We start from the raw sequence: 14,594 nt of genomic DNA, 5'->3' as shown, positions 1-14,594 counted from the left end.
CCTAGCGTCAGGGGCATAAGCCACGTTAGACCATGACAGCAGCAGGAACGGGGAGGCAAGCCATGAAGGTCGCGCCGACGTCCACCGGCCTGATCGCGGCGGCGGTCTCGTTCATCTCGTTCGGCACGTCCGGAGCGTTCGTCAAGCCGCTGCTGGAGGCCGGCTGGTCCCCCGCCGCCGCCGTCACGGCCCGCGCGCTCACCGCCGGGCTCGTGCTGCTGCCGTTCGTCCTGGTCTCACTGCGCGGCCGGTGGGACTCGCTGTTGCAGGCGCGGTGGCCGGTGGTCGGCATGGGCGTCGTCGGCGTGGCGATCACCCAGGTCCTCTACTTCGCCGCCATCCAGCGCATCCCGGTGGCGACCGCGCTGCTCATCGAGTTCCTCGCGCCGCTGCTCCTGGTCGGGTTCACCTGGGCGGTCAGCAGACGCACGCCCGCGCCCGTCGTCCTGGTCGGATCGGTGCTCGCGGTCGGTGGCCTGGTGCTCGTGATCGGCCCCGGCGCGATCCAGGCCGTGGACCCGATCGGCCTGGCGGCCGCGTTCGGCGCGGCCATCGGGTGCGCCGTGTACTTCGTGATCGCCGCACGCCCCAACAACGGCCTGCCCCCGGTCGCGCTCGCCGGGACAGGACTCCTGCTGGCCGCGCCCGTCCTCGGAATCGTCGGGGCGACGGGCCTGCTGCCGTTCACGGCCACGTTCGGCGACGTGCCCCTGCTGGGCACCACGACCGCCTGGTGGGTGCCGCTGCTCGTCGTGGCGGTCGTCGGCACGGCGCTGGCCTACGCGTCCGGGATCACGGCCTCTGGGATCCTCGGGTCGCGGCTCGCGTCGTTCGTCGCGCTCCTGGAGGTCGTCTCCGCCTCCCTGTTCGCCTGGCTCCTGCTGGGCGAGGAGCTCACGCCGCTGCAGTTGGCCGGCGGGGTGCTGATCCTCGGCGGCATCGCCTCGGTCCGGGCAGAACGGCCGGTAGTGGAACCGGCCGTCGTGCCCGGGATCATCGCGTCACGCCATTAGTGGTCGCAGCAGACGCGCTCGGCCCACTCCGGTTCGTGCCACCAGTGCTTGTTCTCCGCGGACCGCAGCGCCGGCAACTCCGCGGCGAACGTGGCGACGGTCTGCTGGTTGCGGTACGGCTCAAGAAGATCCGGGATCTCGTGGGTCTGCCCGCCGACCATGACCAGCTTGACGTTCGCGGCGGCCTTGATGTCCGCGAGTGGGTTGCCCTCGACGAACGCGATGTCGGCCGGCGCTCCCGGCTTGATCGCGCCGAGCGGCAGGCCCAGCCACCTGGCCGGGTTGCGGGTCGCGGTGATCAGGGCTTCCCGCGGGGTGAAGCCGTACTCGACCAGGGCGCGCAGGTTCATGTGCGTGGCCGTGGCCGGGCTGTCCAGCGGGGCGTCGGTGCCGCAGATGACGAACCCGCCGCCGCGGTGGACCTTCAGGGCGAACTCGACCCAGCCGCGCAGGAGATCCGGTGACGACGTGCCGGCCGGGGTGCCTTGGTTGTTGGCGTCGGTCACGTAGCGGTCGTACTCCCACGGCGGGTAGAGCACGCGGGTGCGTTCGTCGGTGACGAGCGACTTGTCCTTGGCGTACAGGGCGCGGGACTGGAAGAGCGTGGGCGTCATCGACATGCCGGAACTGGTGAAGAGCGCCACCACGTCCTGGTAGGCGCGGCCCTGCCGGGTGATGGTGTGGGAGTAGCCGAGGCGGTTGGTGGCGCCGACGTGTTCCATGCCGTCCATGCCGATGTTGGCGGCCGGGTACAGGTAGTGCGAGGACAGCGGCACGCGGGACCGTTGTACCGCAACGCGTTGCAGCTCGACGGGGAGGCGCACGTAGGTCTTGATCATGTCGTAGCCGAGCTCGTGCGCGCGGCGGAGTTCCAGGTCCAGCTGGGCCCGCGACAGCGTGGGGCGCATGAAGTTGTAGTAGACGCGGGAGCCGTCGACGGCCTCGCCGGTGGCGTAGAAGCGTGGTCCCGTCAGGGCTCCTGCCGCCAGCGCCTCACGGGTCTCGATCATCTGGTAGACCGGGTCGCCGGGCGAACGGACCGTCGTGATCCCGTACGCCAGCCACGCCAGGCCCTGCCGCGCACCCCACTGGCGGCCGCGCAGGTGCCAGTGGTTGTGGGCGTCGATCAGGCCGGGGATGGCGGTCAGCGTGCTCGCGTCGACGTCCGCGCGACCCCGGTGGGGCCGGATCTCCTTGATGCTGCCGTTCTCCACCACGATGTCGACGTCCGGACGCAGCTGCTCGGACTCGCCGTCCCAGTAGGCGCCGACGTGGATCACCTTGCGGTCGGGGGCCTTCGGCTTGCGCCAGGAGAGGTTGTGGCGGATGGTCGTGACTTTGCCGTCCAGTGTGGACTTCCGCAGCCGGCCGTTGTTGAGGTGGACCAGCGCGTTGTTGCCGTGCCACGCCAGCGAGTCGGTGACCTCGCGGGTGACCTGGCGCGGTTCGCCCTGGAAGGTTCCCTTGGCGTCGACGGCCACGACCCACGCGACGCTCTCCACGACGAACGCGATGTGCTTGCCGTCCGGGGACCACACCGGGCCGTCGTCGCCGCGCGTCGCGATGGAGCGGAACGGCATCGGCTCGGTGTAGGTCAGCGTGCCGCCCACGAGGTCGATGAACAGGAGCTGGCTTGTCCCTTCGCGGAACCGGCGCGAGAACGGCTTCACGGCGGCGAGCGCGACCGTGTTCCCGTCCGCGGACCACGTCGGACGGCCCGGCTGGAACAGCGTCGGGGTGACCTGGCGGCGGCCCTGCTGGTCCGCGATCCACACCTGGCCGTCGTGGTCGAGGTAGGCGACCTTGGTCCCGTCGGGCGAGAAGCGTGGCGTGATCTGGGCGTGCGGCGCGGGCGCGAACACCTGCTCATCGCCTGTGCGCAGGTCGCGGACCCGTAACTGCGCGACGCCGGTGCGGTCGCTGGCGTAGATCAGCTTCGTGCCGTCGGGCGAGAAGTCCGGGTCGGAGTCGAAGTACTTGCCGTCGGTCAGCTTCGTCGATTTACCGTTGCTCAGCAGGTAAAGCGCGTTGAGCGCGCGGAACGCGATCTGCGTGCCGTCCGGTGACACGACCGGGCTGGCGATGCCCTTGACCGGGCCGCCGGTGAGGTTCTTCGTGCGGTGCGGGCGCCTCGTGGTGCGCACCGGGACGGTCACCTCGAACGGAATGTCCTTTGTGGATCCGCCGGTGCGCGATCGGATCCTGCCGTCCGCGGTGTAGAGAACACTGTCACCGTCCCAGATCGGCGCGAACCCGAACACGTCCTCCTTGGCCGTGATCGCCGTCGTGCCGAGCATCAGGTCGGCCTGCCCCGGCTTCATCTGCGTGTAGCTGGGCTGGTCGCCGGGCCCGAACGCGGCGCCGAACAGCTGCATCCCCGCGGGCGCCGTGATCAGCCGCTCGCGCTTGCCGTCCAGGGAGACCACGTCGACCGCGTTGTTGCCGACGACGAAGATGATCCGCTTGCCGTCCTTGGACCACTGCGGCGCCGCCGCCTCGTCCGGCACCCCGGTGAGCTGCGTGACCGCACCCGTCCGCACGTCCAGCAGGTGCACGCCGTAGCTGCCGGCCCGGTCGCTGACGAACGCGATCTTCGTGCCGTCCGGCGAGAACGCGGGCTCGCGGTGGTCGTACTTCCCGCTGGTGAGCTGCTTCAGACCGCCGCCGTCGAGGCCCATGACGTACAGGTGGTAGTTGCCGTCGCGATAGGACTGGAACGCGATCTCGTTGCCCGGCCCGAACGACGGCAGCGTGGCGTCCTGCAGCTCATCGGTCAGCTTCCGCGCGGTGCCACCGGCCGACGGCAACACCCAGATCGCCGTCACGAGGTCGATCGCGAGCCATTTCCCGTCAGCGGAACGAGATAACGAGATGTTCGTGCCCTGCGTCAACCGGACTCCGGCATCGGCAGCGGCCTGCGCCGTACCGATCGTGAGCGTGGACGCGGCGGTGGCGACAGCGGCTGCCTGGCCCGTGCGGGTCAGCAGTTCACGGCGCGACAGATCCATGGTGTGGCACTCCCCCAGTGGTGATCCCCTTGGATCCCACCCTGCCACCTGGAAAGCCTTGCGCTATCGGCCATTCGGCCCAGCGTCCACTCAGTGGACCGCCGGTCCTGCTAGAGGACGAGAGCACCCTCGATGCGGGCGACCATCGCGTCCTCGGCGTCCACCACCACGCCGTCGGCCTCCGCGACCTCGCGGCAGATCGCCAGCACCGCGCGCGGGAACGACGCGGCATCCTCGGGCGAGCGGGCGGACAGGACCTTGATCGAGCGGCGCAGGGCCTCGAGGATGACGGGCTCGATCTCCTCGTCCGTGCCGGCGGGCACGGAGGGGCGGGCGCCGCCCAGCACGGTGCGCAGGTCCGGCGACAGGTGCGTGAGGGCACGCAGACCAGCAAAGCGCTCCTCCAGCACGGGGCCGGGGTCGGCGTGGGAAACCAGCAGCATCGCGCCGTACACGGCGGTGCGCAGCGTCCGGCTCTCCTCGTCGGTGTAGAAGATCATGTAGTCCACTCTATGTCGTCGGGCCAGGCGGTTCTGGCGGTGGCGGTCTTGATATCAGGACTCGCGATCAAGCCGCTGGTTGCCTCGGTAAAGCGCATGTGACGGACGTCTACGGCCAGTTCGGCGAACAAACTGACACGTCCGTGCGTTGAACCAAGGACATAGCAACTTCTGGAGGATGCACGATGACGACGACCGCGGCCCGCCCCCGCATCACGGTACGGCGGGTGGTCTTCACGCTCGTCCTCCTGACGGTCACCACGCTGCTGTTCTGGGTGCCGTTCGAGGGCCTGTTCGCCGCGAGCGCCCAGTGGCCGGACCCGGTCCGCCCGATCGCCGCGATCGTGTTCGCCGGCGCCGCCATCACGATGATCGCGCTGTTCACCCAGCGCACGAGCGACCGCGCCGCGCGGATCTCCCAGTTCCTGCTCGGGTTCGTGTGGATCGCGTTCGTCTGGACGCTGATCACCGATCTCGTGCGGCTGGGCCTCGCGCTGGGCGGCGTGGAGAACCCGTTCCGCTCGCGGCTGATCGCGGTGATGCTGGCCGTTCTCATCGTCACGATCACGGTCTACGGCGTGTACGAGGCCATGCGGGTGCCGCGGATCAAGCGCCAGGACGTCGCCATCCCACGCCTCGACCCGGCGTTCGACGGCCTGACCGTCGCGGTCATCACCGACACCCACTACGGCGCGATCAACCGGGCCAAGTGGTCGAAGAACATGGTCGACGCGGTCAACGGACTCAACGCCGACGTCGCCGTGCACGTCGGTGACATCGCGGACGGCACCGCCGACCAGCGCCTCGAGCAGGCCACCCCGCTCGGCGACGTGAACACGGGCCACCGGTTCTACATCACCGGCAACCACGAGTACTACTCGAACGCGCAGGGCTGGATCGACCTGATGACCCGGCTGGGCTGGAAGGCGCTGCACAACGAGCACGTGACGCTGGAACGCGGCGGCGCCCGCCTGGTGTTCGCGGGCATCGACGACATCACCGCCGACCACTCCGGCGAGCCCGGCCACGCCGCCGACCTCGCCCTGGCGTTGCGCGGTGCCGACGAGAACGCGCCGGTCGTGCTGCTCGCGCACCAGCCGTCGGAGATCAAGAAGGCCGTCCAGGCCGGCGTGGACCTGCAGCTGTCCGGGCACACGCACGGCGGCCAGATCTGGCCGTTCCACTACCTCGTGCGGTTGCAGCAGCCGGTGGTCGCCGGTCTGAGCAGGCACAGCGACCGCACGCAGCTCTACACCAGCCGGGGTGCCGGGTTCTGGGGTCCGCCGATGCGGGTGTTCGCGCCCAGCGAGATCACGCTCTTGACGCTCAAATCCGGCTGAGATGCCGAGCTGAGGCTCAAATCCCGCTGAGATGCCCGCCGTCGTTGAACCGCACCAACGCCGGCGGCCTACCCGTCGCGTACCGGATAACAGTCAGCGCGGCATTGTCGTGGTTCAGCGACAGCCATCGCTCAGGCGGGGCGTCCAGCGCGTCCCGCACCAGCCAGCTGATCAGGAACGCGTGCGTCACCACCAGCACCGGACCGTCGCCGGGCCGGGCGAACCGGGTCTCGGCCTCGTGCGCCAGAGCCGGGCCGCGGGTGCGTTCCGACTCGGGGAACTGGTCGAAGAACTCGTCGTGGTCGGGGACGAAGTGCGGCACGAAGTCGTCAGCGGCGGCCTCGGCGCGGCAGGGCACTTTCAGCACGTCCGCGAGGATCGACGCCGTCTCGGCCGCACGCGCCAGCGGACCGTGGTGCACGGCGGCGAAACCTGTGCCGCGCAACCGTTCCGCGAGCGCCTCGGCCTGCTTTCGACCGCGTGCGGTCAGCCGGGTCTCGTCCTTCGTCGCCTCGCCGTGCCGGACCAGATGGAGATCTCTCGTCACGCCGTGCAGTCTGCCTTGATGGCACTCGCGGCGTGATGGGCGTACGTCGGTCCGTTGCCGTCCCAGTCCTGACCTCGGCTGGCGACCTGCACGGTGAGGTTTCCGCTGGACTTGAACTTGCCCACGCTGACCCACTGACCGCGCTTGTCGACCTGCTTGATCGCGAACGAGGCCATCGGGGTGCCGCCGACACCGTCGCGGTCGAAGACGAAGTACACGGTCGGGTTACCCCCGACCTCCTTCAGGCCGCCGTTCGGGACGTGCACCGACACGTCGCACGTGCCGGCAGCGGCGAACTTGTACATGCCGTAGGCGGAGGTGTCGTCGCGGCGCGAGTCACCGGACATCGGGATCGAGACGAACGTCGAGCCGCACTTGCCGTCGCCGTGATCGACCCAGCCCTTGTCGCCGTCGCGGTACGAGCCGACGCTGGTGTAGCTGCCGCAACCGGGACCCGACGTGAGTGACTTGCCGCCGCCGGGAGCCCCGGTGTTGGCCGGTGGCTGTGCCACGGGCTGGGTCGTCGGCGGGATGAGGCCCAGCGCGGACGACGCCAAAGTCGGGTTCATGCTCTTCGTCGCGCCCGACTCCTCCGGCAGCGCCTCCGGCGGAGTGATCACGCCGGGCACATAGCTGTGCGAGGGCTGCGCGATGTCCTCCGTCTTGCTGTCGCTCGAACCGCCGAACATCACGACCGCGGCTCCTGCGAGGACAAGAAGCGCGGCCAGGGCGGCGATCGCGGCGATGCGGGGCTTGATCCGACGGCCGGGCGGCTGCTCCTGCGGCTCGGGCAGAACTCCCGCCGTCACCCAGCGTTCGCGGCCCCTGGCTCGGGCGGCCTCCATCAACGCGGGGTCCGGAGCAGAGGTCGGCGCGAGGTGGCGCTCGGTCGAGTCGTCGGGGAACTGGGTCGGCACGGAGCGCAGTGTGCCAGGAACAGGGGGTAACCCGGACGTGTAGCACTTTCACGAACGTGTCGTTTGAACTCAATTCACCGCACGCTGTGTCGACCATTGCGCCGTTTCGTCTACGTTCCGTCACAACCAGCAGGCCAGGCACCTGCCCATTCCTGACTCGTGAGTCAGGCTAAGTACCGACCCGCACCTGCGCACACCGACCGCTCCAGGCCGGAAAACCCGGATCTTGTCCCGGTTTCTGGTCACGGTCAGGAAACACCTGCAGAACGCCTTGATCTCACGGCGTTTGGCGGCGCCGGAACCGGTTGCGGGACGGGGCGTCGATCAACTCCGCGCCGGCGGTAGCCAACTTCCCTTGGGGCGCTTAGGGTGCCCGCCATGCCTTCCGCCAGACAGGCCGTCGTGCTGCTTGCCGCCCTCGTGGCGGGCTGCGGCACGGCGATCCCCGGTTCTCCCGTCGCAGGCCCCGCGTTACCCCAGACGTCGTCGTCCCAGACCGTGACCGTCGTGACGCCGACACCGTCGAGCAGCAGTGCAGCGCCCCCGACCTCGGCCGCTCCCCCGCCGCCGCCACCGCCGGTCGCGAAGTTCGGCAACCCGAACGGCACCGCCGCCGTGCCACCAGAGGCCGCCGCCGAGGACACCACCAAGCCCACCCGTGTGATCGGCACCGGCGCACCCGCGAGCTGCACGTCGCAGGCCGTGGTCGACGCGGTCGCCGCCGGCGGAATCATCACGTTCAACTGCGGCCCGAACGCGCACACCATCCCGATGGCCGCGACCGCGAAGGTCCGTGCGAAGACCGTTCTCGACGGCGGCGGCCGGATCACGTTGAGCGGTCAGGGACAGCGCCGGGTGCTCGACCAGAACGGGCCGAGGCTGGTGGTCCAGAACATCACCCTCGCCGACGGCAGCTCGATCGGCGACGCGTCCGACGGCGGGGGCGGCGGCGCGATCATGGTGCGCGGCGGTCAGCTCAAGGTCGTGAACTCCCGCTTCGCGAACAACAAGTGCGACGCCACCGGCCCCGACCTCGGTGGCGCGGCGATCCGCGTGACCGACTGGGCCGACAACGTGCCGGTCTACGTCACCAGCAGCACGTTCGAGGGCGGTGTGTGCTCCAACGGCGGTGCGTTGAGCAGCATCGGCACGTCGTGGGTGGTGCTCAACAGCCTGATGAAGGGCAACAAGGCCATCGGCCGGGGCGCGAACCCGGCGCGCGCGGGCACGCCGGGTGGCGGCAGCGGTGGCGCGATCTACAACGACGGCAACACGTTCACGCTGCGGATCGCGGGTTCGCTGATCGAGGACAACCAGGCCAACGAGGGCGGCGGCGCGGTGTTCTTCGTCAGCAACGACAACTCGGGCAGCATGTCGGTGGAGGGCTCCACGCTGCGCCGCAACCCCAGCCTCGGCTTCGAGACCATCAAGGGGATCTTCTACCTCGGCGCGGGCGGCAAACCGAAGGTCACCGCCTCGACGATCCAGTGAACCTGCCCGCGACGAGCAGCAAGGCAAGCCCCAGCACGCACATCGTGAGGCTGAACCCGTAGACCCAGCGGAAGCCGACCCCCTGGGAGACGCCGAGCAGCGCGCCGGCGATCATGCCGCCGACGATCTGGGTGTTGCTGAACATCGTGGTGGCGTGGCCGGGGCGGTCGGGGTCGAGGCTCTGGAAGTAGGTGATGCCGACGCCCATGATCAGCGAGATGACCGTGGCGTGCAGCAGCTGCGCGGCCATCACCTGCCAGATGGAGTCGGTCAGCAGCATCACGCCGTGGTAGCTCAACGAGAGCGCGGCACCGATCAGCACGAGCTTGTGCTGCGACATCCGGTTCGCCAGCGACCCGAACCACAGCATCATCGGGATCTCCAGGGCCGCACACAGGCCCATCGCGAGCCCAGCGTCCCCCGCCGTGCCCTTGAGCTCGGTCACGACGAACAACGGCAGACCGCTCACCGCGAGCGCGACGGCACCCTGCAGGAACGTGAACGCGACCGAGACGACATACATCCCACCGCGCGATGACGCGGCCTCTTCTTCGACGACCTCTTCTTCAGGTGGCGCGGTGGGGACGGGCAGCGTGAGTGCGAGCACCGCGACACCGAGCTGGAGCACGGCGGTGGAGGCGAACAGACCCACCCAACCGGTCTTCGCGACGAGCAGCGCGGCCACCGGCGGGCCGGCCACCCACGCCACGGAGAGCAGCGTGCGCAGCACGCTGACGACCATCGACGGGCCCTGGGTGACCTGGCGGCCGTACGCGAAGAGCTGCGGGAGCAGCGACGACGTGATCGCCACGAAGATCACGGACGTGCCGAGGAGGAACCAGTAGTCCCGCAGCACGGCGAACAGGCCGTAGCCGATCGCACCGGCGACACCGCCCGCGACGAGCAGGTACCGGCGCTGCACCCGGCCGTCCGACAGCTTGCCCATGATCGTGCTGGCGACCACCGACGCGGCCGGGCTCGCGATCAGGAACACGCCGAGCTGCAACGGCGTGACCTTGACCTCGGAGGTCAGGAACAGCGAACCGAACGGCATCGCGAACGCCATCGACACGCCGGAGACGACGCTGATGACGGAGAGTTGGAGGAAAGTCCGGGAAAGGAGCGGCGAGGAGGATCTCTCGCGTAGTGCCGTCACCACCACATCGTGCGTGTTGACTGGTCAATCAGGAAACCTGATTTCCCATTATGCGGGCAACGTCTCACACGATGATGACGGCGCCGTCCCTTCGGTGATCTCCACCACCCCTGAGCAGGCCGGATCCGGTCATTTCGACCACCTGACAACCGCCGAAGAACATGTTCGGCGCACGAAATAAGGTCACCGGGAGTTCGCTTTCCGGCCTAATTCCCGGTTCCACGTTGAGATGATCTCCGCTGAGGTGCATTCGGGGCGCGTCGACGGCGTCCTGCGCGGGCATGCCGCGGTCGATGACGTTCACGAGCACCTGCAGGATCGCCCCGCAGATCCGGCTGGAACCCGCGCTGCCGAGCACGAGCTCGGCACCCCTGCGGTTGGTGACCACGGTCGGCGCCATCATCGACGGCAGCCGGTCGCCGGGCGCGTGGCTGAAGAACCCGTCGGGCGACAGGTCCTCCTCCCCCATCATGTTGTTGAGGTGCACGCCCGCGATCGAGATGCCGGAGCCCGCACCGTTCGTCGTCGTCACCGAGCAGGCCGTGCCGTTCGCGTCGAGCACGGAGATGTGCGTGGTGGAGCCGAGCCGGTTCAGGTGCGCCTTCGGGGTGGCCAGCGCGCGGATGAGGTCCTGCTGCGACGGGTTGTCCGGCAACGCCTCCAGCATCTGCGTGAGCAGCGCGCCGCCCGCGGCGGGTGGCGGGTTCGTGTGGATGTCGCGGCCGCGGTGCCGCACGTGCAGCGGTTCCCTGGCGATCACCTCGTACGCCGCGAGATCCGCGCGGGTGAGATCGCCGCCGCCGGAGCTGATCGTGTCCGCGATCGCAGCCGCGATGTCACCGGTGTAGAACGGCGCCGCGCCGTCCCGGCCGAGGCTGTCGAGCGCCTCGGCGAGCTCGGGCTGGACGAGGAGTTCGCCTTCCTCGAAGGCGTTGAGGCCCGCGCTGTGCGCGACCGGCAGCAGCAGTGACGTGACGTAGGCCTGGTACCGGTTGACGCGGTGGCCTTCACGGGCGTGTTTCGCCGCGATCGCCACGAGTTCGTGCAGCGGCGCCGTGCCGTAGGTGGCGGCCTTCGCGGCACCGGCGGGCATGCCGAACGCGGCGACGGACGACGGTCCGACGTGGAATTCCTGCTCCGCGTCACCGAAGTGGACGATGATCGGGTCGAGCGGCGCCCGCACCCCGCCACTGTCGCGGCCGGGCGCCTCGGCCGAGAAGTCCAGCAGCACTGGGGTTTCACCGGCCGGTGCGATGAGCATGTACCCGGCGGCGCCGAGACCGGTGAGCAGCGGCTCGGTGACGCACGACGTCAACATGGCCGCAACGGCCGCGTCCACGGCGTTCCCACCGGCGCGCAGGATCGCCGCGCCCGCCTGTGCGGTGAGCGGGTGGCCCGCCGCGATCGCGCCTCGCACCGTCGACCTCCGTGTTTCCCCTAAGGAAGAAGGCCATCAACGGTAGACCTGTTCGCGATCAGCGAGCCACCCGACCCGTTACTTCACTTCTTGGTGGCCGTGTAGTTCCGGAAGTTGATGTAGGTGTCCAGGATGTCGGACGAGGCGCTCTCGACCGACCGGTAGATGCCCCACTTCGGGCGCACGTAGTCGCCCTCGTCCGGGATCCGCACACCGGAACGCTTGCCCTGCACCGCGATCGGCGCGCTCGCGCCGGTGCCGTTGCGCAGCACGAAGCCGACCGTGCCGCTGGAACCCGGCGTGATCGTCCACTCGACGGTGACCCACTTGTCGCGCAGCGGGGCCAGGTTCGTGGCGGCGATGTCCGGCGCCCCGGACGTGCTGAACGCGCGCGCCCGGATCGTTTCGGTACTACCGCTGCGGCTCAGCGACAAAGTCGTCCACGGACCGCCGTTGGTCTTGGGCGTCTTGGTCTGGAATATGTGCGTGAACTTGCTCGTGCCGTGCAGCGACGACGGCATGTACATCTCGTACGAGATGACCCAGGTCTCGCCGTTCTTCATCTTGATGCTGCTGCCGTTGGTGACCATGCCCTTGGACTCGGTCCGCTGGCGGTCACCACCGCCGGTGGTGTCGCGGTCGTCCTTCCAGATGTTGAACCGGTAGTGGTCGCCCTCGACCACGATGTACTTGCCCTTGCGGCTGGGGAACTTGTTGCCGCGGTCGACCTCGATGCCCTCGAACGCCTTGAGACCGTCCGTAGTCGGGTTTGGGCTCCACGCTGGGGCGACAGCGGCTGCGGGGCTCACGGTGACGATCATCAACGCGACGGCCGTCAGTGCGATTCTCATCGTCCTTCCTTCCTGGCGGCACGACCGAAGGTAGGAGGTCTCGACCTGCGATGTCAACGAAAGTGACTAGAATTGCCTCTGGTTGACAAGATTCATCGGATCACCCGCGCAGCGAGAGGGCCAGCCGCACGGCGTCGGCGCGCGAGTGCAGGTCCGCCTTCGCGAACAGGTTGTTGATGTGGGTCTTCACGGTGGCCTCGCTGATGAACAGCCGCCGGGCGATCTCGCCGTTGCGCAGGCCCTGGCCGATGAGGTCGAGCACCTCGCGTTCGCGGGCGGTGAGGTCGACGCCGGGCTGCTCGACGGGCCTGCGGCCGGCGAGGTCCAGCAGCCGTGACTGCACCTGCGGGTCGAGGATCGCGTTGCCGGCGTGGGCACCGCGCACGGCCTGGATGATCGTGGCCCGGTCGGCGTCCTTGGTCAGGTAGCCGCGGGCACCCGCGCGCAACGCCGCGAGGATCGACTCGTCGTCGTCGAACGTGGTCAGCACGACGACCGGCAGGTCCGGGTGCGTGGCGCGCAGCACGCCGGTGGCCTCGGCTCCGCCCATGACCGGCATGTTGAGGTCCATCAGCACGACCTCGGGAGTCAGTTCCGCCGCGGCGGCAACGGCTTCCTGGCCATTGGCGGCGGTGCCGACGACGGTGATGTCCGGGTCGAGGTCGAGCATCACGGCGAGACCGTCGCGGACGGCGGCCTGGTCGTCCACGATCAACAACCTGATCACAGCGGCAACTCCATCCTGACCGTCCACCCTGGACCGTCCGGGCCCGCGTACAGCGTGCCACCGAGCAACGCGGCCCGTTCCCGCATCCCGACCAGGCCCATGCCACCAGGTTCGGCGTGCTCCTTCGAGGGGCCGCTGTCGGTCACGGTCAGCCTCACCGCCGAGGACTCGTACTCCAGCAGCAGCGTCACGTCAGCACCAGGCGCGTACTTGTGCGCGTTGCTCAAGGCTTCCTGTGCCGCACGGATGACGGCCTGCGAGATCTCGACGCGCACCGGTCCGGCATCACCGGAGACGCGGAACGACGCGCCGTGGCCGGCAGCCAGGCGGGAGATCGACTCCGGCAACGGCACGGTGTCCTCCCGCAACGCGTGCACCGCGCGCCGCGTCTCCTTCAACCCCGACACCGCCAACGCGCGTGCACGACGCACGGCCTCGTTGGCCTCGCGCTCCTTGCCCGCGGCGTGCAGCGCGTCGGCCATGTCCAGTTGCACCGCGATACCCGACAACGAGTGGCCGACCACGTCGTGGATCTCGCGCGCGATCCGGCCGCGTTCTTCCAGTGCCGCCGTGTACTCGGCGGCGACCTGGGCCGCGGCGCGTTCCCGGCGGATCAGGCCGAAGAAGACCGGCAGCCCGGCGGTGAGGCACAGCCACCACGGCGGGATGTCCGGCACTCCGACCGCCTCCGCCACCCACGTCGAGACCGTCGTGAGCGCCGAAGCCACGACCGCGAGCCAGATCGCGATCTGCCTCGAGCCGAGCTGACGCCCTGCCGTGCTGGTCGCGAGGAAGATGAACGCCACGGCGGCGGTGGACGGTGTCAGCGCGAACAGCGGCGCGCCGGCCACCACGAACGCCGTGGCCACCACGACCTTCCCCCGTTCGGGCAGCCGGTCCAGCCCGAACGCGGACGCGACCGCCGCGGCGATGGCCACGGCGGTCAGCGTCCAGGTCAGCTCAGGCAGGCGTGGCGGGCGGTCGACCAGCTGGATCACCGTGATCGCGGTGATCACCAGTGTGACCAGCGGCCGGAACAACGCGTCGGCGAACCTCATCGAGATGAATCATGCCGGGTTCCGTGCAACTTCTGCTGCCAGGAATCCAGGAACGGCGACGTGCGGTGCGGCGCGCCCCGGCGGCCCTTCGACCACACGACCTGGCCACGCACCCGCACGGCCTTGCTCAGCACGACCAGTCCCTCGGCGAGCAGGCCCGCGCCCACCACGAGCATCAACCCGTTGCCCGCGTGCGCCGCACTCGGGTCGATCTGGTTCATCACGAACCCCGCGGCCAGCCGCGCGGCGATGCTGGCGACCCACAGCACGATCGTCATGGCCGTGTAGCGCAGCATCACGATGCCGTTCTGCTCGTAGGTGCGGATCGTCAGTCCGCGCAGCAGACCGAACACCACGCTGAGCGCGGCGCTGGCCACGAGGAACACGATCGCGCTCGCCGACGTCACCGACACCTGCGTCAGCCCGATCACGCCGAGCACCGCGGGGAGGATCAGCAGCCGCTTGCCCTCCGCGGGCTCCCCCATCAACCGGCGCGCCAGCACGTAGATGATCGCCGCGGCGATCAGCACCACCTCAACAGTTCCCGTCATGGCTGCAACGCTAGGAAT

13 protein-coding genes are annotated in these 14,594 nt (G+C 69.3%); 3 read left to right on the top strand and 10 right to left on the bottom strand.

Going from position 1 to position 14,594, the window contains the following annotated elements:
- The first annotated feature begins 62 nt into the window (after nt 1–62).
- Entirely contained in the window at nt 63–1,013 is a 951-nt protein-coding gene (locus ACIA8G_RS08725) for an EamA family transporter (RefSeq protein ID WP_396417743.1), read from the top strand.
- Here ACIA8G_RS08725 and ACIA8G_RS08720 read toward each other — a convergent pair.
- Both ACIA8G_RS08720 and ACIA8G_RS08715 read right to left on the bottom strand, forming a co-directional pair.
- Entirely contained in the window at nt 1,010–4,021 is a 3,012-nt protein-coding gene (locus ACIA8G_RS08720; protein WP_396417742.1) for a DPP IV N-terminal domain-containing protein, read from the bottom strand. The genes ACIA8G_RS08725 and ACIA8G_RS08720 overlap by 4 nt on opposite strands.
- A gap of 110 nt (nt 4,022–4,131) precedes the next feature.
- Nucleotides 4,132–4,521, bottom strand: coding sequence for a hypothetical protein (locus ACIA8G_RS08715; RefSeq protein ID WP_396417741.1), 390 nt, complete (start codon nt 4,519–4,521; stop codon nt 4,132–4,134).
- 185 nt (nt 4,522–4,706) lie between these two features.
- Here ACIA8G_RS08715 and ACIA8G_RS08710 point away from each other — a divergent pair, with 185 nt between their 5' ends.
- Nucleotides 4,707–5,861 carry a metallophosphoesterase gene (locus tag ACIA8G_RS08710; RefSeq protein WP_396417740.1) on the top strand — a complete coding sequence of 385 codons (1,155 nt, stop codon included), beginning with the start codon at nt 4,707–4,709 and terminating at the stop codon, nt 5,859–5,861.
- A gap of 16 nt (nt 5,862–5,877) precedes the next feature.
- On the opposite strand, the gene ACIA8G_RS08705 is transcribed toward ACIA8G_RS08710, so the two are convergent.
- Nucleotides 5,878–6,408 (bottom strand): histidine phosphatase family protein, encoded by a 531-nt coding sequence (locus ACIA8G_RS08705; RefSeq protein ID WP_396417739.1) that lies wholly within the window; start codon nt 6,406–6,408, stop codon nt 5,878–5,880.
- The gene (locus tag ACIA8G_RS08700) at nt 6,405–7,325 is read right to left on the bottom strand and encodes a hypothetical protein (protein WP_396417738.1); all 921 of its coding nucleotides are present in this window, start codon (nt 7,323–7,325) and stop codon (nt 6,405–6,407) included. The genes ACIA8G_RS08705 and ACIA8G_RS08700 overlap by 4 nt, the downstream gene beginning before the upstream one ends.
- Before the next feature lie 378 nt (nt 7,326–7,703).
- On the opposite strand from ACIA8G_RS08700, the gene ACIA8G_RS08695 reads away from it, so the two are divergent.
- Nucleotides 7,704–8,816, top strand: a complete 1,113-nt coding sequence (locus ACIA8G_RS08695; protein WP_396417737.1) for a hypothetical protein — start codon at nt 7,704–7,706, stop codon at nt 8,814–8,816.
- Here ACIA8G_RS08695 and ACIA8G_RS08690 read toward each other — a convergent pair.
- From ACIA8G_RS08690 to ACIA8G_RS08665, 6 genes are all read right to left on the bottom strand, one after another.
- Entirely contained in the window at nt 8,794–9,972 is a 1,179-nt protein-coding gene (locus tag ACIA8G_RS08690; protein WP_396417736.1) for an MFS transporter, read from the bottom strand. The genes ACIA8G_RS08695 and ACIA8G_RS08690 overlap by 23 nt on opposite strands.
- A 64-nt stretch (nt 9,973–10,036) precedes the next feature.
- A complete protein-coding gene (locus ACIA8G_RS08685; RefSeq protein WP_396417735.1) occupies nt 10,037–11,389 on the bottom strand; it encodes a gamma-glutamyltransferase in 1,353 nt (450 codons plus the stop codon).
- A gap of 83 nt (nt 11,390–11,472) precedes the next feature.
- Complete coding sequence (locus ACIA8G_RS08680) at nt 11,473–12,240, bottom strand: hypothetical protein (protein WP_396417734.1); 768 nt, start codon at nt 12,238–12,240, stop codon at nt 11,473–11,475.
- A 100-nt stretch (nt 12,241–12,340) separates the two neighbouring features.
- Nucleotides 12,341–12,967: a response regulator gene (locus ACIA8G_RS08675; protein ID WP_396417733.1), complete on the bottom strand. Its 627-nt coding sequence runs from the start codon at nt 12,965–12,967 to the stop codon at nt 12,341–12,343.
- On the bottom strand, nt 12,964–14,025 hold the full coding sequence (locus ACIA8G_RS08670; protein WP_396417732.1) for a sensor histidine kinase: 1,062 nt from the start codon (nt 14,023–14,025) through the stop codon (nt 12,964–12,966). The genes ACIA8G_RS08675 and ACIA8G_RS08670 overlap by 4 nt, the downstream gene beginning before the upstream one ends.
- Complete coding sequence (locus ACIA8G_RS08665) at nt 14,022–14,576, bottom strand: DUF1453 domain-containing protein (protein ID WP_396417731.1); 555 nt, start codon at nt 14,574–14,576, stop codon at nt 14,022–14,024. The genes ACIA8G_RS08670 and ACIA8G_RS08665 overlap by 4 nt, the downstream gene beginning before the upstream one ends.
- Between the last annotated feature and the right edge of the window lie 18 nt (nt 14,577–14,594).

This window comes from Lentzea sp. NPDC051213, from assembly GCF_044455585.1.
Classification (GTDB): domain Bacteria; phylum Actinomycetota; class Actinomycetes; order Mycobacteriales; family Pseudonocardiaceae; genus Lentzea.
Note: the sequence above shows the minus strand (reverse complement) of the source record. Positions and strands in the feature narration are given on the sequence as shown.